Origin of the sequence: Thauera butanivorans NBRC 103042 (genome assembly GCF_001591165.1) — a bacterium.
In the GTDB taxonomy this organism is placed as follows: Bacteria; Pseudomonadota; Gammaproteobacteria; order Burkholderiales; family Rhodocyclaceae; genus Thauera; species Thauera butanivorans.
The window spans coordinates 61,116-80,718 of sequence record NZ_BCUG01000008.1 but is presented as its reverse complement, the minus strand read 5'-3'; the positions used below and the strand labels follow the sequence as shown (position 1 = coordinate 80,718).

18 protein-coding genes and 1 pseudogene are annotated in these 19,603 nt (G+C 65.8%); 7 read left to right on the top strand and 12 right to left on the bottom strand.

Features of this window, described 5'->3' with window-relative positions:
• Position 1: 1 nt before the first annotated feature.
• From mobH to TBU01S_RS04370, 9 genes are all read right to left on the bottom strand, one after another.
• A complete protein-coding gene (gene mobH, locus TBU01S_RS04410) occupies positions 2-1,663 on the bottom strand; it encodes a MobH family relaxase (RefSeq protein WP_068635424.1) in 1,662 nt (553 codons plus the stop codon).
• 96 nt (positions 1,664-1,759) lie between these two features.
• Positions 1,760-2,389 (bottom strand): FlhC family transcriptional regulator, encoded by a 630-nt coding sequence (locus tag TBU01S_RS04405; protein WP_068635423.1) that lies wholly within the window; start codon positions 2,387-2,389, stop codon positions 1,760-1,762.
• A 12-nt stretch (positions 2,390-2,401) separates the two neighbouring features.
• Entirely contained in the window at positions 2,402-2,701 is a 300-nt protein-coding gene (locus tag TBU01S_RS04400; protein ID WP_068635422.1) for a hypothetical protein, read from the bottom strand.
• 336 nt (positions 2,702-3,037) lie between these two features.
• Entirely contained in the window at positions 3,038-4,102 is a 1,065-nt protein-coding gene (locus TBU01S_RS04395) for a DUF932 domain-containing protein (protein WP_068635421.1), read from the bottom strand.
• Positions 4,103-4,387: 285 nt separating this feature from the next.
• Complete coding sequence (locus TBU01S_RS04390) at positions 4,388-5,398, bottom strand: DUF7146 domain-containing protein (RefSeq protein ID WP_068635420.1); 1,011 nt, start codon at positions 5,396-5,398, stop codon at positions 4,388-4,390.
• Entirely contained in the window at positions 5,385-7,007 is a 1,623-nt protein-coding gene (locus TBU01S_RS04385) for an ATP-binding protein (protein ID WP_068635419.1), read from the bottom strand. Before TBU01S_RS04385 ends, TBU01S_RS04390 begins: the two co-directional genes overlap by 14 nt.
• Before the next feature lie 71 nt (positions 7,008-7,078).
• Positions 7,079-7,396 (bottom strand): hypothetical protein, encoded by a 318-nt coding sequence (locus TBU01S_RS04380; RefSeq protein WP_068635418.1) that lies wholly within the window; start codon positions 7,394-7,396, stop codon positions 7,079-7,081.
• Between the two features lie 10 nt (positions 7,397-7,406).
• The gene (locus TBU01S_RS04375) at positions 7,407-7,661 is read right to left on the bottom strand and encodes a hypothetical protein (protein WP_068635417.1); all 255 of its coding nucleotides are present in this window, start codon (positions 7,659-7,661) and stop codon (positions 7,407-7,409) included.
• 64 nt (positions 7,662-7,725) lie between these two features.
• Positions 7,726-8,238: a hypothetical protein gene (locus tag TBU01S_RS04370; RefSeq protein ID WP_245650848.1), complete on the bottom strand. Its 513-nt coding sequence runs from the start codon at positions 8,236-8,238 to the stop codon at positions 7,726-7,728.
• Positions 8,239-8,849: 611 nt separating this feature from the next.
• On the opposite strand from TBU01S_RS04370, the gene TBU01S_RS04365 reads away from it, so the two are divergent.
• The 6 genes and pseudogenes from TBU01S_RS04365 to TBU01S_RS04340 all read left to right on the top strand — a co-directional run.
• Positions 8,850-9,608 carry an AcaB family transcriptional regulator gene (locus tag TBU01S_RS04365; protein ID WP_068635415.1) on the top strand — a complete coding sequence of 253 codons (759 nt, stop codon included), beginning with the start codon at positions 8,850-8,852 and terminating at the stop codon, positions 9,606-9,608.
• A 145-nt stretch (positions 9,609-9,753) separates the two neighbouring features.
• Positions 9,754-10,113, top strand: a complete 360-nt coding sequence (locus TBU01S_RS04360) for a helix-turn-helix domain-containing protein (protein WP_083953467.1) — start codon at positions 9,754-9,756, stop codon at positions 10,111-10,113.
• Positions 10,114-10,777: 664 nt separating this feature from the next.
• Positions 10,778-11,053 (top strand): helix-turn-helix transcriptional regulator, encoded by a 276-nt coding sequence (locus TBU01S_RS04355; RefSeq protein ID WP_217999564.1) that lies wholly within the window; start codon positions 10,778-10,780, stop codon positions 11,051-11,053.
• Positions 11,054-11,310: 257 nt separating this feature from the next.
• Positions 11,311-12,255: a site-specific integrase gene (locus TBU01S_RS04350; protein WP_068635413.1), complete on the top strand. Its 945-nt coding sequence runs from the start codon at positions 11,311-11,313 to the stop codon at positions 12,253-12,255.
• 7 nt (positions 12,256-12,262) lie between these two features.
• On the top strand, positions 12,263-13,471 hold the full coding sequence (locus TBU01S_RS04345; RefSeq protein ID WP_068635412.1) for a DUF1173 family protein: 1,209 nt from the start codon (positions 12,263-12,265) through the stop codon (positions 13,469-13,471).
• 836 nt (positions 13,472-14,307) lie between these two features.
• Positions 14,308-14,777, top strand: a pseudogene (locus TBU01S_RS04340) (enoyl-CoA hydratase-related protein); the annotation flags it as partial.
• Between the two features lie 109 nt (positions 14,778-14,886).
• Here TBU01S_RS04340 and TBU01S_RS04335 read toward each other — a convergent pair.
• The 3 genes from TBU01S_RS04335 to TBU01S_RS04325 all read right to left on the bottom strand — a co-directional run bounded on the left by TBU01S_RS04335 (position 14,887) and on the right by TBU01S_RS04325 (position 18,580).
• Positions 14,887-16,482, bottom strand: a complete 1,596-nt coding sequence (locus TBU01S_RS04335; protein WP_068635411.1) for a hybrid sensor histidine kinase/response regulator — start codon at positions 16,480-16,482, stop codon at positions 14,887-14,889.
• 139 nt (positions 16,483-16,621) lie between these two features.
• Positions 16,622-16,945: an EthD family reductase gene (locus TBU01S_RS04330; RefSeq protein WP_068635410.1), complete on the bottom strand. Its 324-nt coding sequence runs from the start codon at positions 16,943-16,945 to the stop codon at positions 16,622-16,624.
• Between the two features lie 207 nt (positions 16,946-17,152).
• Entirely contained in the window at positions 17,153-18,580 is a 1,428-nt protein-coding gene (locus tag TBU01S_RS04325) for an OmpP1/FadL family transporter (RefSeq protein ID WP_068635409.1), read from the bottom strand.
• Positions 18,581-18,806: 226 nt separating this feature from the next.
• Between TBU01S_RS04325 and TBU01S_RS04320 the strand changes: the two genes are divergently transcribed.
• Positions 18,807-19,436 (top strand): helix-turn-helix domain-containing protein, encoded by a 630-nt coding sequence (locus TBU01S_RS04320; RefSeq protein ID WP_217999563.1) that lies wholly within the window; start codon positions 18,807-18,809, stop codon positions 19,434-19,436.
• The last annotated feature ends 167 nt before the right edge of the window (positions 19,437-19,603 follow it).

Sequence of the window (19,603 nt, the reverse complement as noted above, 5' to 3'; positions counted from 1 at the left end):
CTCAGCCTGCTTCCACCGGTGGCGCGACAAAGCCCGCCAGATCGAGGCCGCGCACGCAGCCCGGGTCGAGCACAAGGCCAACGGTGGGATTGCCGTTGAAATCGCGCGACAAGGTCGGCGGCCCGTCCCGATTTGGCCTGACCAACAGCTTGGTTTCGGTGAGCGCTCGCATGGCGAGCGACGGCTGGATTCCGCGTCGCTCGAATTCGACCAGGGGCACGAACACCCCTTGGGCGATGGTGCACACGGCGGGCGGCCCCATGCCATCGTTGAGGGTGCGGATGGCCTCGGCCAGGGCGTCGCGCACGACCGGATTCAGACGCATCGGGGCTTGCAGTGCGAAGGTGGCGGGCGGCGGCTCCGAGACCGGCTCCGGTGGGGATGGGTCGGGCGTTTTTTCAACCGCTGCACTGGCTTTGCTGCCGGCGGGCGGCTCGGGCGGCGGTATCAGCGATAGCTGGGTGCCGCTCTTGACGGGAATCACCGACGCAGGCTCGGGCCCGGGCGCTTGCGGCGCAGGTGGGGCGGGCGCACGCTCCGGTTTGAATTCCAGCGCCTGAGGTAGGGCTACCGGTGGCGGATCGATTCCCGCGAGCAGAATTGCCGGGGCCGAGAGCTTGACGGCTTCGAGGGGGGCCTTGGCACCGGGCGGCTGGATCGACCAGGTCGAGCGGCCTGTCGTCTCTGCCTCGAACACGCCCGCGGCCAGCAGCAGTTCCAGCACGGTCTCGGGCGCCTTGGGAATGCCGGCCAGTTGGTCGGCCTCGAGCAACTGGTGGATATCCTCGGCGCCGCCGGGCCAAATCAGGAAGAGGCCATCCTGCCCGAACCACAGACGCGATTTATCGCGGTTGGGAAGCCAGGCGGAGTTGCCGCGGGTGAGCCGCCGCAGGGCATCGACCAGGTAGCGTTCGAGGTGGGAGCCATATTGCGGCGAACCGTAGCGGTCGGCGCTGGCGATCAGATTGCGGTCGATGACGAGCGCCAGCGAGCGGCGCACGAGCTCGTCGAGGATGTTGTGGTCGCGATAGACCGGGATGCCGCCGATGCTTGCCAGCAGGTGGGGCACGATGACCGCATTGCCCTCGGCGAGGTCGGCCATCACCGCGGGCGGCACCACATGGGGCAGGGCGAAGAGTCCCAGGCCGCGCGTTTCGACGGCATGGGGCCGCCAGCGCAGGAAATAGCGTTCGCTGCCGCGCGAGGCCAACCAGTCCGTCAGCGGTTGCAGGAAGGCCGGCCAGGTCTCGCCGGCGGCATCGGTGACGATGACATGGCTCATCAGGCGGTGCAATTCGCTGCACAGGCCGGCAATAAAGGTTGCGTGGCGCCAGCGCGGCTCAAGTTGCCGGCGTGCCGAGATGCTCATCCGCCCTGAAAAGATGTGCGCGTCGGTGCCTTGCAGGCTGAAGAAGGCCGTCTCCAGGCCGAGGCGGAAGAGCCCGCCAGGCGTGCTGAAGTAGTTGTCGGCGGTCGCCGGCAGGAGGTGCACGCAGGCGGCGTAGCGGCGCACCAGCGCCAAGATGTCGCGCTCGAAGCCGTCCCGGTCGGCGCCGTAGCAGAGCTTGATGCGCGCGATCAGGTCTGCTTCGCCGGCCAGCAATTCGTCGACGGGTAGCGCGGCGAAACCGGGATCGGAGGCGGGGTAGGCAGTGGCGGGCATTGAGTGTGTCAGGCATGGCGGTACCGCGATGCCGGAAGGCATGGGATGTGACCATTCTCGTGGCGTCGGCGCGGGCCTGTCGCGTCGAAACGGGGCCTATTCGGCGGGGGTATCGCTCCCGGGGCTCAGCAGGTGAAAGAGCGCCAGCATGCCCAGTTGGCGCTCCGTCATGTCGCGGGTGGCGCGGGCCGGGTAGGAGGCCTGGATGCGATGGTCCAGGTGAAAGCGCTCCAGGAGCTTGCAGAAGGGGCAAGCGTCGCCGTGTGCCACGGTGCCGACCGCGGCAATGAACTCGCAGCCGCAACTCGGGCAGGGGAGCACGGTCAGCGTGGGTGCGGTGGCCAGCCAGATGCCGTCGATATAGGAGACGAGGTTGAAGGCGCGATCCAGGCTGATGCGGTGAGGCGGCTGCGTGGCGGCTTGGTAGGCGCGGTAGGCGAGGACCAGGGCGTCGCCAGCGGTGAGCCCTTGGACGCGCAACTGACGATACTTGGCGCCGATAAGGCAGGCGTCGGCACGCAGAATGAGGTTGGCGCCGTGGTACCACTCGGCCGAATCGGGGGCGCGTCCACGTGGGATGCTTCGGGGATCGGGGAAGAACAGGGCCTGCACCTGACGCGGTGGGATGCCGGTGACGAGGTGGATAGTTTTCAGCCGTGCACCGAGCGCCGCCAACTGCTTCGCCAGTTGGATGGCGCGCAGGTGCCGGTCGCCGCGCGTCGGCATGGGGCTCGGTTCCTACCGCCGGCCTTCGATGGGTTTGGGTGGATGGACGAGTGCCATGGGGCCTGCCAGCGGCCGAGGAGCGTTCAAGATCGTTACCAGGTCGGCGCGCGGCGGGAACAGGGTCGTGTCGCCGACGTGGATCACCAGAGACCACAGATCATCAAGGCTCAAGCTTCGAAGGTAGTTGGCTTGTTCGGTGTCGAGCCCGTACCGGCAGCAGGTTGAAGCCATGTCGTGCTGTAGACCGGCGCGTATGACGATGAGCATGTTCAGGTTGATCCATTCGGCGTCGGTAAGGGTCACGTGACTCATGGGCCTGGTCTCCGGTTCGCCCTGGTGCGACAGAAGCCCACGATGTATGTTGGAAACCTTCGTGAGCGATCGGGCGCGATGGGGTGTAGTGAGGGTAGATCTGGATCAGAATAGATACCGCGAACGCTGTATGGCAATAGCATTTTCCGGGAGGCAAGGACCTTCGCCATCCTTGCCACACGCAAGGTCCGATCGATGCCGTCGCTTGGGGAGTCGCGCCATCGCAGACCGGCTGCGACGACCACGGCGAAGGGAATATCCATGTCGTACATGACGGGGAAGGGCAGAAAGCCGGCCGGGGCAATTCCCCCGGCCGGCTTTCTGCGATCTTCAGGGTCAGGCAGCTTCCGCCAGCCCTTTCCATTCATTTGCCGGCAGATCGATCAGGCGGCCGCCCAGCGCTTCGAACTCCGTCGCGCGGTCGTAGTCCTCGACCTCCTGGCTGTAATGCGTGACCGCATTGACCAACCCATAGCCCGAGAGCTGACCTTCGGCGATCAGGTGCCGCAGCACGCCGGCGCGCTCGCTGTCGTTCAGGGTGTAGCGCTGCGCCAGCACCTCGACCGTCTTCACCGGATCGCCCACCAGCGGGATGGCGAGCGTCTTCTGCAGCTTCTGCGCCGTCTGGCGGAAGGTCGCTTCCGACACTGCCGCCTGCACCACATCGCGCACCTTCAGGAAGAAGGCCTTGTCGTCGGCGCGCAAGGTGTCGTCCTGATACACCGTGATGCCCTCATCCTCGGCGCTGAGCGCGCGGCCCACGTGGGTCTTGCGCAGTGAGCGGTCGGCGGCGATCAGGCCGTTGCTGCACACCAGCCGGAACAGTAGGGGTTGCACCGATAACGTCCCGTGGCCGACCTCCGAGTTCGAGATCACCACCCCGGCCTGCACCACGTCGCCGGGCGCCATCTCGTACTTCAGGCGCGGCGTGATGCACTTCAGGTACATGCGCGTCTCGGTCAACTCGACCGACTCGAAGCGTACCTCCGGCAACTGCTGCAGGATGGGCAGCACGCTCTCGGCCAGGTCGAAGTTGTCCAGGCGCCGGTAGCGATCCGACAGCACGGCCCGCACATGGCCGTCGAGGGTACGCAGCATGCGCCGCTCTTCCTCGCTTAGCAGCCAGGTGTTGACGTTGCGGTCGAGCAGGGCCGGCTGGTCTTCACGCATGCGTTCGAAGTAGGCATACGGAATCTTCAGCTTGTCCGCCAGTTGGCGGCGCGCCAGCGGGGTGACGCTGTAGCGCACCGGGCCGCCGCCTTCCTCGATCACGAGGCGGGTCTCGCCCCGGTCGTCGGTGGCATGGCGCACCAGCGTCGAGGGCACGATCAAATCCTTCTTCGAATGCAACTGGCGCTCCAGTTCCTGGGCCAGGCTCACGAGAGAACGTCCGCTCTTCATGGCAATCTCCTTGTCACAATGGAAAAGCGGGGACGGCACCACCCGGTCGCGGGGATGCACATCCCCGCGAGGGTCGATGGCAGACCGGCAATCGGCCGATCTGGATAGGGCGCGACGTGAATCGCGCGAGAACTCCAGGGCTGTCTTCGCGACGCCGTCAGGCGCCGCCTGGTCTGACAACTACCAGTGGGGCAAACCGCCTTTTCACCGAAACCGCCGGATACAGTCCCGCTGGAAAGGCGGGTGCGGCGCCATCACAAGATGGACCGCACCCTCATCAAACGCTCATGCCGCGCGGGGCGCCTGGGCTTCCAGGCGCTGGCGCCAGACGTCGGCCCAGTCGGTACCGGGCTGCCTGGGCAGAAATACCCGCACTTCCCGCCGACCGGTGGTTTTCTCCTCGCGCTTCAACCGGCGCGCCAGTGCAAAGGCGAAGGCTTGGCCGGCGAAGTCGCCATCGGCATCGTTGTCCGCATAGATGCAGACTTTGCGCACCATGTCGGGCAGCCACAGCTTCTCCAGGTTGCCGGCGTTGAGCCCGGCCCAGACCGGCTTGCCGGTCGCCAGATGCAGGGCGAGGCCGGTCTCGATGCCTTCGCTGATCGCCAGTTCCTCGGTCGCCTCGGAGAGACGCACCGCGGCGCCGTTGATCCCGGCCGAGAGCACCTTCTTCGCATCCAGGGCCGTGAGCTTGCCGCCGTTCTGCAGATAGGTCCGGTGCAGCGTCACGGCATGGCCATCCGCGCCCTGGATGCAGGCCAGCATCGCCGGGTACTCGGCGATCTTGCGCGACTTGCCGGCGGAATCCTTCTGGTAGTAGCCGAGCGCCGGATGGAAACGCAGTACCTTCGGGTACACCGGTAGCGCCAGGCCCCGGCTGCTCAGATAGCGATCCACCTCGTCGCCCACCGCCACCGGCCGGGCTTCGCTCCAGATGCGCTGGGCCAGCTTCTTCATGCGCTCGGCCGACGGTTCGTCCGTCCGGGATGGTGCCGTCGCCGGCATCATCCCCAGACAGCGCTCGACGTCGCGCAACGCGGTGTTGAAATCCACCCCCAGCACCGCCTGCAGCAGCTTGAAGCCGCCGCCCGGACCGCACTGGCGGCAGTGGTAGTTGCCCTCGCCGAACTTGTCGGTGTACTGGAACCGGTCAGTGCCGCCGCACAGCGGGCAGGGCAGGTTGCGGCGCTTCAAGATCCGCTCGTCCACGCCCAGACTGGCCAGGATCTCGGTCCAGTGGCCATGCGCACGCTGCTTGACCGCTTCGATGCGGGCCGCGTAGTCACGATCCTGCATGGCGGCCTCCCATCCCGGGCGCTTCGGCGAGCAAGGCCACCGAATGGCCGGGTGCCGAGCCCACCCCCACGGAGACCTGGAAGGCCTTGCCGTGGAGCAGGGGATACTTCCCCAGCCGCAGTTCCTGCAACAGCGAGTCGAGCGTCTGCACCGGATCGACCGAACGCAGACGACGGATGAGGTCCGCCAACGCGTCGCGGTCGGCGTCCAGGTCCGACCCCTGAAACTGGTCGTTTTCGTCCATGAAGGACGAGACCTGACGCACGGGCTCTCCAGACGTCTCGCCGGCCGGGATGTATAAGACGTCTTCGTGGCAGACGCCATGGTCGGCGATCTCGACGACGTCGTGGCCGACGCGGATGCGCACGGCCTCGCACAGGATCACGGTGGGCCACACCCAGCGCCCTTCCAACTGCACGCGCAGCTGTTCGGCCACCGGCTCGACCCGTACCGCTTCTTCCTCCAGGAAGCGCACATGGCGCTGGGCCCAATGGTCGAGATGCAGGCCGATCCAGTCGAAGACCAGATAGCCCTTGGCCCGGGCCAGCATCCAGCGCGCCGCGTTGTCGTCGCCCATCCAGTTGAGCGAAACCAGTTGCACCGCACCGCTTTCGATGGCTTGGCGGGTGGGGGCTACGGCCACTTGCCGGACGTAGTCGCGGTCGTCGTCCTGGATCGGGTAGCCGACGATGTCGTCAAACAACTCGGCCGGCAGCACGTCGAGGTCGTTCAACATATCCACTTGCCCCGAGCCCCGCATCGCTGCGTAATAGATCTCGACGAAGCGGTCGGGCGGCAACTGCATCTTGGCCACCTCCAGGGTCCGGCGCCAGCAGGCTTTCAGCTCGGCATCGATGCGTTTGCTCTGCACGTCCTCGTCGATCAGCTTGTCGCGATCCGGCAGGCGGGCGGTGAACTGGCGCGAGTCCAGGTGCACGACATTCACCTTGTCGAGCAGGGAGTAGGTCGGCTTCATGACGCAGAAGCCCTGCAGGAACACCATCGTCTCGTAGCTGTTCTTGCCGTCGCGCGTGCCGGCGAGGTGGACCGCGCCCATCGGGCTCGGCATCGCCGCGAGATTCGCCAGCGCAAAACGCCGCACGAGCGGCTTGCCGTTGAACAGCACCGGCACCGGAAAACCCAGGCACAAGGTTTCGATGCGGTTGCCCAGGTCAGGCAGGTCGACGCCGTGCAGTTCGATCCGCGTGCCGGCGACGGTCTCCGCGATCGCTTCCACCTCGATCGACGCCTTGGCCAGTGCCGCAGCAGTCTCGATATCGACCCGCTGGTGGTTCGAGGCGACGATGCAGCGCGTGGCGGCATAGAGGCACCTCGAGAATCCCACCCCGAACGGGCGCTCCTCGGCGGCGGTGGCCGCATCCCAGCCCGACTCGTGGAAGCTCAGAAGCTTCTGGAAGTCGTCCAGGCCGCAGCCATCGTCCTGCACCCGCAGCACCTGGGCAGCGGGGTCGTAATCGATCTCGATCCGCGTCGCACCGGCGCGGCGGGCGTTCTGCAACAGCTCGGAGACAAGCGTGAAGCGGTCGGTGAACGCGTAGCGCTGGTTGCGCAGTGCGCCATCCTCATTGATTCGAACCTGTATCTGCATGATGTGCTCCATAAGTGCAGACGGAACCCGGCCTCGGCGGGACGGGCCCGCCAAGGGGGAAGAACACCTGGTCAGCCGACGTGGCGGACCGGTGGGGTGAATAACTGGCCGGCGGCCAGGGCCTCGATCAGGCTGTGCCCGAGGAACTCCCAGGGCAGCAGGTGCTGGGTGCTGAGAACCCGGCCCTCGACATCGAGCCGCTCGACCTTCAGGCCGATCGGATGCCAGTGCAGCCGGTAGGCCAGCCAGTCGGCGCCGGCGATGACGAAGGTGCGGCCGGCCTGGCCGGTGAGGACTTCGCTTTCCTTGACCAGGAACTCGATGTCGTCCGCCGCCTGAACGGTCAGCAAGCTCGGGCTGACGGACGTGATGCGTGCTTGGTCCTGCATAGCGACCTCCTCACATCAAGCGCGGCCAGCAACGGCTGTCGTCCGGCCGGTTGCGGTTCGCACCTTGGTTTGGTGGATCCGGGGACGGATTGCTGATCGGTTTCGCAGGTTCGCGGACCGGCGGCATCGCTGTTAGGCATTCAGCATGCTGTCGTTCCCGCGTAATCTGTTCCAGCCGTACCGCATCCTCATAGTCCAGGCGTCCCACGATGCCGTAGGCGATGAAGATCGCCAGCAGGCAGAGGACATCCTTGAAAGCGGTCATGACGACTCCTTGAACGGGGCGGGCCTCTCGCGTTGGCGAAGAAGGCCTGCAAGGGGAAAACGGGTCAGGCGAACAGGTCGCCCTGCACGGACATCCGCTTGACCTGCTCGTTGATCCACTGGGGATTCCTGGCCAGCCGCGCCTCGACCCATTCGGGATTGCGTACGACGGCATCGCGCACCCAGGCGGGATAGCGCGCCAGGGTGGCTTCGAGCCAGGCCTTCAGCCCATGGCGGATGCGGTCGCGCACTTCCTCCGCATCGACCCGACCGCAATAGGCGATCGGCGACAGCGGGCTGCAGCCAACGACGCGCAGGCAACTCACGAACGAGAACGGCAGGCCGTCCTTCTCGCGCTCGGAGAAGACCCAGCGCAGGGTGTCGAACTTCTCTTCCAGCGGTGTCGCGGGATCGGCCAGTTGGCTGACCTCCTGCAGCAGGCGCCAGTGGAGGAAGACGATGTCCTCTTCGCTCCACTCGACGGGTGCATCCTCGTCCTCGAGCAGGCTGTCCAGGGCTGCGCGATCAGGGATCGCAGCAGGACGGTGGCTCGACGCCGCCGTGTAGGGGGGTAACACAGGTCCCACGGGTGCGGGGCGAGCGGCTCGGGAAGAGAACGCGGATCGGTTCGGGTTCAGCATCGTTGTCTCCAAGGAAGAGCAGGAGGCAACGCGCACCACGGCTGGAGGCGTAAGCCCCCAGGGGGTGATGAACGGCCGGCCCAGAAGGGGCCGGGTCGGTGCTACGGGGAAAGACTCCAGGGCTGGCGGGAACGGACGGGATGAGCCGCCGGGATCGGTGTGCCAGCTACCGATCGAGGAAGGCTTTCGGGGGAAGGGCGTCCGGGAAACGCAGGGAACGACGCCTCGCCCCTGCCTCGAAAGCTCGCCTCGATGGCATGGACGCGACTGGCACCGCAAGCGGTGCCGACAAGATCGGCGCACGCGGCACCGGACAAGACCGGTGGCCTACGCGAAAGACGGGAAACTCCAGGGCTTGCCTTGTTTGAATGCAGGGCCAGCTGCTGCATGACGTAAAGGTAGTGGCGCCGGAGGGCCGGGTCAATACCGAAATGCCGCCCGAAAGGGGGCCGATGCCGAAAGCCCCCTCAGGCGACGGCCATTCCCGGTGGCGAATGCAGATACCGGCGTGGATGATTGCCCGAACGCTGTACTTGGAGGAGCACGGCATGTCGGAGATCCAGATCGTCAAGGTGGACCAGGGTGGCGTCAATGCCCGCATCCTCGCGAAAGAGGCCAAGGCCGACTTCCGGCGCGTCGAGGCGGCCAGCCTGAAGATCCCGACCCGCTTCACCAGCGCCGAGGGCAAGCGCTTTTTCGCGCGGCTCTTCAACACGCTGCAGCTCAACACCCACTTCATCTCGGTGATTGCCCGCACGCGCCTCGACCACGCGGACGTCTCCAAGGTCGAGGACACCATCCGCGCCCAGATGGATGCGGTGACCACGAACCTCAACCAGGCCATCGACGGCGCCGAGGCGCTATTCAAGGCGCACGGCATCACCAGTTCTGCGACCTACGACACCGTGCCGCTGGATGTGGACGTCCATGTGCTGTCGTCGATCGGTCGACGCTTCCTGGAGGTGCTGGGCAAGCTCGACCAACTGATGCCCTTGCTGCAGACGCTGGAGATCCACGAGGTGATCACCACCCAGGCGGTGGATATCCAGCGCGCCAGTCTCAAGCGCCAGGTGCGCGACGTGGCCAATGGCGCGCGCAACTTCGCGATGGGGCTGAGGCGACGGATGAACGCCCTGGACGCGCGCAGCGGCGAGGGGCGTAGCGAGGGAAGCCGACCAGAAACCGTGACCGTAGACGTCGCGGATGGCACGGACGAGCCGGGCGCGGAGCGCGAGGCAACGCTCGATGCGATCGCCGATGCGCAGCCGGAAGCCCCGAAGAGCATCTCGTCTTCTGTGGGCGACTGAGCTTCGGTTACCGCAGCCCAATCCGGGCCGATTTGTCACTTCCTAGCTCGCGGATCAACAAGAATGATGATAAGCAAAACCACATAATAACCCCTGTTTCGATAGTCCAGTGACCGTCATTCTTGTTGAGTGAAAGGACAACATGATGGCGGTGAAGAAGAAAGAGTCCGCCCGTCTGGCGAAGCGACTTGGGGGCAACCTCTCCGAGCGGCGCAAACAACTGGGATGGACACAGGAGATGGTTGCAGAGCGGGTCGGCGTCGACGCCGAGACCATCTCGCGTATCGAGCGCGGCGCCCATCTGCCGTCTTTGCCGACGCTGGACCGGCTTGCGGGGGCGCTCCAATGTTCGGCTGGCGACCTGTTATCGACGGAAGTGCCCGAAGAGGTCAGCGAAGCGGCGACCTTTGGCGCATGGATTTCCGAACTCGGGGCTGACGACCGGGCATTCGTCATGTCGGTCGTGCGGAACTGCTGTGAATACCTGGGTAGCCGCTCGAGATAGTAAATTGTCCCTCCCGCGGAGGGGGAAACGGGCCGCCAGGCCAAGTTTCGCGCGCGAAGCCCTCTCGGCGCGATCCCCGCGGTGCGACTTCCAATCGGACTTCAAAACGCCCGACGAGAGCAGGAGGGAATCATGGCCCTATCCGCCACGGCGGGCTTGAGTCGGATCGGCTTTGTCCGCGATCCGATGTCTGGGCCGCAGCCCTGATCACGGCGCGCCGGAATGGCCTCGGCTCCGCTGCCATCTCCAATCGTTGGCGTGTGCCGTCCCTTTCGGCTGGCGCGTCCGGGGGCGCCTTGCGTCGGCCCACGGACCTCAATATCCTACCGACAGGCTCCACCTCAGGCTGACCTGACGCCGTGGGAGCCCGCACCGCTCTCGTGGCGGCGTCGCAGTCGTTACCTGCCTCTTGTCCGACGATCCGCTGTCGCGCGTGCTGCGCGGCATAGATGCGGCTCGCCTGATCTTTCCCGACCCGGACGCTCTTGGCCGTCCGGCGCCGGGATTCCCTTTCCGGCTCATTCTTCCATGCCGCGCGACCGGGGCGCCCGTGGCATGCCGTCGAGTTCCGCGTTCCCTATCGGCCCGCGCCATTCTGACCTAGCGGGGCCGCAACCGAGCAGGTCATACCCCTTACCGGCGCCCGCCGTGACGAGGTCCGATCATGCCAAACATCCGTACCCGCGTCGACGCGATGGCAGCGACTCCCGTTGCTCCTCCGGCGACGCCTGCCGCTCCGGTTCTGACCCGGACGCTGCCCGAAACCGGCTTCCTGCGGCAGCCGCAAGTCCTGGCCTTCGTTCCCATCTCCAAATCGACCCTCTGGCGGCGCATCCAGGCGCGCACCTTCCCCGCGCCCGTGAAGCTCTCGGAACGGGTGACCGTCTGGCGCGTGGAAGACATCCGCCGCTGGATCGCGCAGCAAGGCCAGTCCAACTGACGGGCACGGCCAACTGCGGAGAGCGGCTCGGCATGGATCGACGGTCCCGTTCGCGGATTGACCGCGCCGGCACCGGCCCGCCGCACGCGGGGTGCCTGCTTTTCCAGGTCCAGCCGGCCGGTGCTTCAGCGAAGGGACCGCCGTCGGCCTGATGACGAAATCCCGCGCCCTTCCCAGCGATTTCGGCTGGCGAAAGGCGGTGCCGGCGCCCGAACATTCGGGCTATGACGGTCGAGCAGTGATGGGAGAGGCAAGTCATGCAAGACAATCAGGAGGTCAGCAAACACCACGAGAACGCGTTGCAATCGGTCGAGATGCTCCGCGCCGTCGTCGGCGGTGAAACCTACGAGGCGGTGGCCGCGCGCTTCGGTGTCTCACGCACGGCGGTCGAGCGACGCATCAAGTCTGTCGCAGTCCAGCTCACCCAGGTCGTGGGCGTCGACGGCCTCAAGGAAGAAGGGGCCGCCTTCGTGCGGCGACTGCGCTTGCATCGGGAGGCCATCCTGGTCGCGCTGGAAGGGTTCGAGCCCCAGCCACCGGTCGGCGCCCGTCCGGCACGGGTACTGTCGGCGGCGGAAGTGACCCAGGGGGCCGTGCGCATCAAGGGCCGAACCAACCGTACCTGGCACGACCTGGCCCTGTACTACATGCTGTTCGCTACCGGCTTGCGCCCCCTCGAGATCGCCCGGCTCGAAGTACGAGACTATCTGCTCGTCGACGGCAGTGTGTGCTGGGAATCCGAGCTGCGCGCGGAAGTCGCCATCAACGGCAAACCGAGGCCGCTTTACTTCGGCAGCACTCGACTCGACGACGCACTGACCGCTTACTTCCGCGAACGGCTCCACAGCGGCCATGGGTTGGGCGAGCCCGACTGCTACCGCGGCCTCGATCCCGAAAGCCGGCTGTTCCTTTCCCCGGGCGGCGAGCCCTACAAGATCGCGCCCAACAATGGTGCACCGGGGCAGAACCGCTACGTCTGCCGGGCACTGCTCGAGATCTACCGCAAGTTGTTCCGCTACGCCGAGCTCAAGGGTCTGAGCGCCCAGTCGGCGCGTCTCACCGTGATTTCCCGGATGTATGAGCGCGGGGCCGACGAGGATCAGGTGGGCACGATCCTGGGGATCGGCGAGCGCAGTGCAGTGCGGGAGCTGCTGCCGCGGCCCAAGCCGACGCTGGCGGAACTGCTCGACGAGCTGGTCTGAGCCGGCAATGGAAAACCAGCGCTTTACCATCAAGGGACGGGTCATCGCCGCCGACGATCCGCAACTGCAGGACGCGCTCTCCCAGGTCTACGACACGCCCGAGCGGCCGCGCTGCCTATGCGTGCCCGGTGGCGTGGAGATGTACGTCGCATTGCACCGCCAGTTCGTGGTCAAGCGCATGCCGGATAGCGGCAGCACCCACCATCCGGGGTGTCCCTCCTACGAGCCTGAGCTCCAGCAATCGGGGCTCGGCGAGCTGGTCGGGGAGGCTGTGCTAGAATCGGAACCGGGCCGCGTCGAGCTGCGCGTGGATTTCCCCTGGACGCGCGTGATCGGGCGCGGCGTGCCGCGCGGCGAACCGCAAGACGTGTCGGAGGTCGGCGTGCCGGGGCGGCGCATGACCTTGCGGGCGCTGATGCACTTCCTTTTCGAGCGCGCCGGCTTCAACCGATGGAGCCCGGCGATGGCGGGCAAACGCAACCAGGGCGTGCTGCGCAAGTACCTGCTGGAGGCGGCCGAGGAGATCATGGTCAAAGGCGTGCCGCTGGCCGAACGCCTGTACGTGCCCGACCCCTTCAAGGAGAACGCCAGGGCCGAGGCCGCCCAGCGCCGACGCGAGAAACTGGCCGTGCTGCGCCCCAAGGATGGACAAACACCCCTGGCCATCGTGATCGGCGAGTTCAAGGCGAGCGAGGCGACGAGCCAGGGGCGCCGGGTCTGGATCCGGCACATGCCGGATGCGCCGCTGCTGATCGCCGGCAAGAGCTGGGAGCGCATCGAGCGCGTGTTCGCCCCGCTGTTCGAGGCTCGTGACGCCGACACAGGCCACCCGGTCCGCCTGATCCTGGCGGCACTCATCCGCGCCCGCAGCGAATACACCTATGAGATCGACGCGGCGAGCCTGATGCTGGCGAGCGAGCACTGGATTCCGATCGAGGGGGTGCATGAATTGCCGCTGATCGATGCCCTGGTGGCCCAGCACCGCCGCTTCGTTAAGCCGCTGCGCTACGACGCCCGGAGCGGGGCAGCCTTTCCGAATGCCTTGCTGCTGGATACTGGAGCACGACCCGTTCCCTTACACGTAGCCAGCGCTTTTATGGACCCCAAGGAGCGGGCGGCAGAGGAGAAGGCGATCGCATCTGGGGAACTGGATGCCTGGGTATGGTGGACCGATCAGCCGATGCCCGCCTTTCCTGCAGGGGCTTCGGAGTGCTGACGTGGTATCGCCGACAAGGCGATACCACATCAGCACCTTACAAGTAGGGTGGGCGATGACGACGTCCGGAAGGCGTTGAGCTGCGATACTCCCGGCCCATGCGCCGCTGGCTTGCCCTTGTCCTGCTCTCTGCTACCGCTCCAGGTCTCCTGGGCGATGGTGGCCGACTATTGCGCGCACGAACGCGGACAAGCGCAGCACTTCGGCCACCACGACGACAAGCATGAGGTCTGGGCCGGCAAGTCCGCCGCCCCGGCGAAGCCGGGCACTTCAACACCTGCGCACGATCTTCACAGCCATCAGGTGGGCTTCATGGCTTGCCGAGCGACGCCGCGCCGATCGTCGGCGATGCTTGGGGCGGCGAGTTGCACGCCGCAGACCACCCCCACCCCGCCTCCACCACGCCGGACCAACCCGAGCGGCCCAAGTGGTTCGTTGCCGCCTGATGCGGCGGGACGGGCCCTTCATCATCCTATCTGCCTGACCTGCAACCCAGCCTGAAGCCCGGGCAGTCCCGTCTCGCCGAATTCGTTCCCCCTCGTTCGTGGAGAATTCGATGCGAAGGCTTTTCTTGCCGCTCGGGCTGGCGGCCATTTCAATCCAGCCCGTCCCTGCACAGTCCGCGCCGCCTGCAGCGGCCGCGGACGTGCGCGCCCCGGCCCCGGCCGACGAAGGCGCCTCGCGGGTCGCGGAACCCGCCGGCGCGCTTACGCTGGAGGCGGCCGGTGGCCGAGGCGGGCGTGGCGGTCGAGGGCGCCCAGGCCGCCAGCGCATTGCGCGCCGCCCGCAGCTGCCTCGCCGCCTTCTGAGGCAATCCCGCGCCGCACTTCGAGCGGGCGGCCGTGGGGGGCTACGCCTTCGCCGGAATATGCACTGGGGATGATGTGCGATTTCATCATCGCCGCTGACAATGCGGTGTTCGCCCAGCCGGAAGTGGGCCTTGGCATCCTGCCAGGGGCCGGCGGCACGCAGCGCCTGCAGCGCGCGGTGGGCAAGGCGAAGGCGATGGATCTGTGCCTCACTGGCCGACGCATGGACGCCCGCGAGGCCGAGGCCGCTGGACTGGTCGCGCGCGTGGTGCCGGCCGATAAGCTGCTCGCCCGCCGCGGCCGAGAAGATCGCCTCGTATTCGCTGCCGGTGGTGGTGATGATCAAGGAGTGCGTCAATCGCGCCTACGAGAGCGGGCTCAACGAAGGGTTGCTGTTCGAGCGGCGCACCTTCCATGCGACGTTCGCGCTGGACGATCAGAAGGAAGGCATGGCGGCCTTCGTCGACAAGCGAGCGCCGTGCTTCACGCATCGCTAATCCTCTTCGCGACCCGACCCGGGATCGCTCTGGGGCAGATTCGCACGTCAGACGCGTCATCCTCTCTCGCTTAATTCCGTTGGACGATGTTTTCGGGAAGGTTCCGCCGCTACGCGGGGTTGTCATCGCTATTGCTCAAATCTTCGATGTAGGCATGCAGGGTCTCAAGATCCAAAGGCTTGTGGAGAACGACGGCGCGGTGCAGCGCGATGTTGCTCGGCAGGTCAGGGTCCGTATCGCCGGTCATCAGGATCGCCGGTACGTCCCGGCCGACGGCATCTCGGGTCGCCCTGATGACATCCACTCCCGTCTCGCCGTGGGCGAGCCGGTAGTCCGAGATCACGATATCGGGTGCCGCCTCACCCAGGACAGCGCATAGCGCCGGGCCGCTGTCGGCGGCCCACACGCGGCGACCGATCGACTGCAACGCTTCAGTCAGCGCCTCGCGCACGCTGGCGTTGTCTTCGGCCAAGGCAATGCGCAGGGCGCGGCCGGGCACGATGTCGAACTCCGGCAGGATGCCGGGCGAGGAGCAGCCGAGCGGGAGCTCGATGGCGAACGCCGAGCCGCGACCGGGTCGCGAGCGCACTCTGACCTCGAGCCCGAGCAACTCCGCCGTCTTGGCCACGGGGGCCAGCCCCAGCCCGCTGCCGCAGGTGCGCGCGCCGTCGAGCTGGCGAAATTCCTCGAAGATCTCCGCCGTCTTGTCCGGGGGGATGCAGATCCCGGTATCCCACACCTCCACCCACGCCTTACCCCCGCGCCTGCGGCATCCGACCAGGACGCCGCCGTCGTCGGTATAGCGGACCGCGTTCTCGATGACATTGCCGACAATGCACTCAAACAGCACGGCGTCGGTCCGGCCCCACAGCGTGGACGGCCAGCAGTGAAGGCGCAGGCTCTTGAGCCCAGTCTCCGGCTCGTGAACGGAAAGCAGCCGCGCCAGCACGTCGGCAACGGGGAAATTGCCGCAGTTGGGCTTGATAGCGCCCGCCTGCAGCTTGCTGAGGTCGAGGAGTTCCGAGAGCAGTGCGCCCAGGCAGCCCAGGCACGCCTTGAGCTTGGCGAGGAAGGGTGCGCCGGCCGAATCCACATGCCCTTCCAGCACCTTGGCGTAGACGCTCAGCGCCGACAAGGGCTGGCGCAGGTCGTGGCTGGCCGCCGGCAGAAAGCGGGATTTCGCTTCGTTGGCCCGCTCGGCTTCGGCCTTGGCCGCCTGCAGCGCGTCTTCAGCCTGCCTGTGCTCCGTGATATCGACGACCGAGCCGACATAGCCAAGAAATGAGCCGCTGGGGGAGAAGGGGGGGGGGCGCCCTTGATCGAGAACCCAGCGATAAACGCCGTCGGCACGCCGGAGTCGATATTCGCGGGCAAAGGGGCTTTGCTGATCGATGGCTGCCCCGAATGAAGCGGTAACCTCGTCCCGATCCTCGGGGTGGAGCACGTCGAGCCACCCGTGGCCCAGCGCAGCGGCTTCCGTTTGGCCGGTGTATTCGTACCAGCCGCGGCTGACGAAGGTGCCTGCACCGTCCGGTCCGGTCTCCCAAAGGATTGCCGGCGCCGTATCGGCGATGCTGCGGAAGTGCGCCTCGCTCTCGCGCAGTACCGCCTGCGCCTGCATAAATGGGGTGATATCCAACCCAGCCAGCTTCGGCATCTTTTCGTCCTCCTCATGCACCCGGAATGTGAAAAATTCCAGGTCCATCTCTACGGCGGGGCGCCTTCCAGGCCGAACGCTGCCTCCTCTAAGCAATAACGTGGGGCCCCAACCCGATGCCACGAGTGCGTACCGGTAGCCACATGGGAACGGCACGCACACAGCACAGCGGCCCCCCGCGCCCCTCTCAAAGGACGACCGTTGCTTCCTCAGCGACCAGGAAGATGGGAGCGCCACCGGACGAGATCCGCCTCGCGTGGTCGACGGTCTGCTGCCCCCCTTCGGAGGCCGCACACTCGCCCAACGCGACCATAGAAGGGAAATGCACCTCCGCAATTCTGTGAAAGGCCGGGTTTCCGTCAGGCGCCCCGACTACTCTCGAGGCTACGATCTTGGTTGCTCCCTTGAGCTTTTCCATCGCCATCGGCACGTGTTCGTCGCGATACACCTCTTCGAACGCCGCAACATCCGTCGGCATCGGATAGATCACAATCAGCTTCGCTCCACTCATGATGTTTCCCTTTGCTGGTTAAAGAAAAAAAAGGAAAGACGACTGTCTGTAGTGCATCCTCCCCCAAACGCCGGTCCTGGACCTACTTCACAAGCGCCGGAATATCCTTGCAAAACACGCGTATACGAGGCCAAGAGAAACTTTGTCGTTTGATTCGCCGTTCAATCGCTACAAATTCGTCTACCTGACTCGAATTCACCTCCTCGATTAAAAGCTGAAGTTCACGCCCGCTCCGACCGCCCACGCACTCACCTCGGCCTCGTACGTTTCCGGCCCGACCGGGCCGGCAAGCGCCGCGCCAATGGAGGTCGTTCGCTTATCTTCGTTCTTGAAGCCGTAGGCGCCGAATACATCGAGGCGGACGTTGGAACTGAGGTCAAACCCGACGCCGGCCGCAATCGTGTGCTGCCAGATCACTGGGACAAGGCTCATCTGAACCAGCTTGACGACATCCGTACCAAGGGACCCCGCCGCGGCCCCGAGCGGAATCGGGCCGAGTCCGCGCAGGTTGCCGAGTGTATTGTTGGGGGTATCCCGCAGGATATCCTGCGCGTAGCTGTATCCGAGGCGCAGACTCCAGGGCCCGGTCCGGTATTGCGTCCCGAGGAGGACGAGGAACTGGTCGTCATAGACGTCTTCATAGGTCTCGGCGCTGCTCCAGTTCTTCCATACGACGTCCGCCTCGACCATCCAGCTCGGGGTGACGTCGTAGGCCATCCCGACGATCGCCTCCAACGGCTGCTCGACGGTGAGGTCCTGGTATCCCGGGGTACCAACCGCGTTCTGGTACAGGATGTTCTTGAACTTGTACTTCACCGGGCTCTTCAGCGCCGCGCTCAAGGTCAGCGCCGACGTGAGACGGTGAGTCAGGCCGATCGACGCGCCGAATCCGACGTCGTGTACACTGGAAGTGTTACCGCCGAACCCGCACGAGCCTGCCGTCGCGGGATCGCAACCGGCTGGTCCGAGCAGCCCTCCAAACGACCCGGAAGGGCCAGAGGTGCCGAGCTGGGCCAAACCGAAGCCAATCGTAAGCGCGGCCCCGACCGCGGTCTGCGGCGTCAATTGCTTGGCGGCCGCGACATTGGCGTTGAACGAAATGAGTTCGACCAGCAAGGGCAGCCCGGTCACGCTCGGATCGGTACTGACGCTCGGCACGGTAATGGGATCGTCCCTGAAATCCACGCCAATCCCGGCATCCAGCTCAATCCCACCACCGAGGAACCAGCCCCCACCGATTTCATGGGTGACCGCGGTGTCGGGAACGACATAGTTTCGGGCATCGCTGCTCGACGTGCGCGACCCGGCTGCCCCCCTCTGATGGACATCCACTTCGGGAATGAGAAAAGCGGCGCCGATGCCGAAATGGGTTCCGCGGAGCTGCGTCATCGTGGCAGGGTTGCCGAACACCGCCGCCGAGGGCTCTTGCGGCTTCGTGTAGGCGGCACCCGCCATGCCCCCCGAAGCCGGTTTGTAGGACATGTTCATGTCCGTGCCGGTATTCAGGGCATGGGCTACCCCCGTAGCGCACGTCAGGGCAATGACCGTGGCAAGCCTCCCTGCGCCGCTCGTCGCCGAGCCGGATGACCTTTCGGCACGGCAGCCCATCATCGCCTTCTTCTGGTTTTCTGTCATTTTCGCTCCTATCTCCTTTCCCTTAAATGCGAGCACACCGGGATCCGCGCGGTCGTCGAATCTCTAACTCCGCAGACCGCCAGGGCTCGACCCACTACGCAACGTAACACCCGCTCAGCCGGGTTGTAACATTCGCAAGTACCACCTGTTACAGGCTGCATCACTTGTGTAGCTCGATACACCCCTGAGTCACATCAGCCCCCCAGTTAATCGAATTGCGGAGCACTTGGCGGCCGACGTTCAGCAGGCAGCAAAGACCATGCCAAAAAAAGCGACGCAGTCGCGGGCGGGTGCGCTCTATGTCGTCCACATGCTCTTCCGCCAGCGCTATCCGGGCGTTCGCCTGGACGAGACGCGCATGCTCGCAACATCGGGCGCTTTCGTCACCGCCGGCGCCGCGCTGGCGCACGTCGACCTGGCTCTCAGCCTGATTCGTAGGCATAGCCCGGCGCTCGCAGCGCTCATCGCACGATATCTGCTTGTCGAACCCAGGGCGTCACAGGCGGCCTTTATCATTCCCGACCATCTTGCGCACGACGACGCGCTGGCGGAACGCTTCGAGCACTGGGCGCGCCGCAACTTGGCCGAGGGATTTTCGCTGAGTCGGGCTGCTCTCAGCGTGGGCACCAGCGAACGCACCTTGGCGCGTCGCCTGCAGGCAGTGCTCGGCAAATCGCCTCTTTCCTACTTTCAAGATCTCCGCGTCGAGCGGGCGGTGCATCTCCTGCAGACGAGCAACGCCAGCGTGGAGCAGATCGCTTCGCAGGTCGGTTACTCGGACGGCGTCACGCTGCGTGCACTGCTCAGGCGCAAGCTCGGCCGCGGCGTTAGGGATCTGCGCTCGCGCACTGCCTGAGTCGCCAGGACGGCGTGCCAAGAGGACGGGGCGAAGCAGCGAGTAGCCGAGGGCCTCCCGCCCAACTCGCACCGCACCAGCCCGCAGACGTAACTGAGCGCCGCGGACCCGGCCATGTTCCCTTCGGCGATGTCTTTAGCGCCTCAGAGTCGGATTTCGTGCGTACT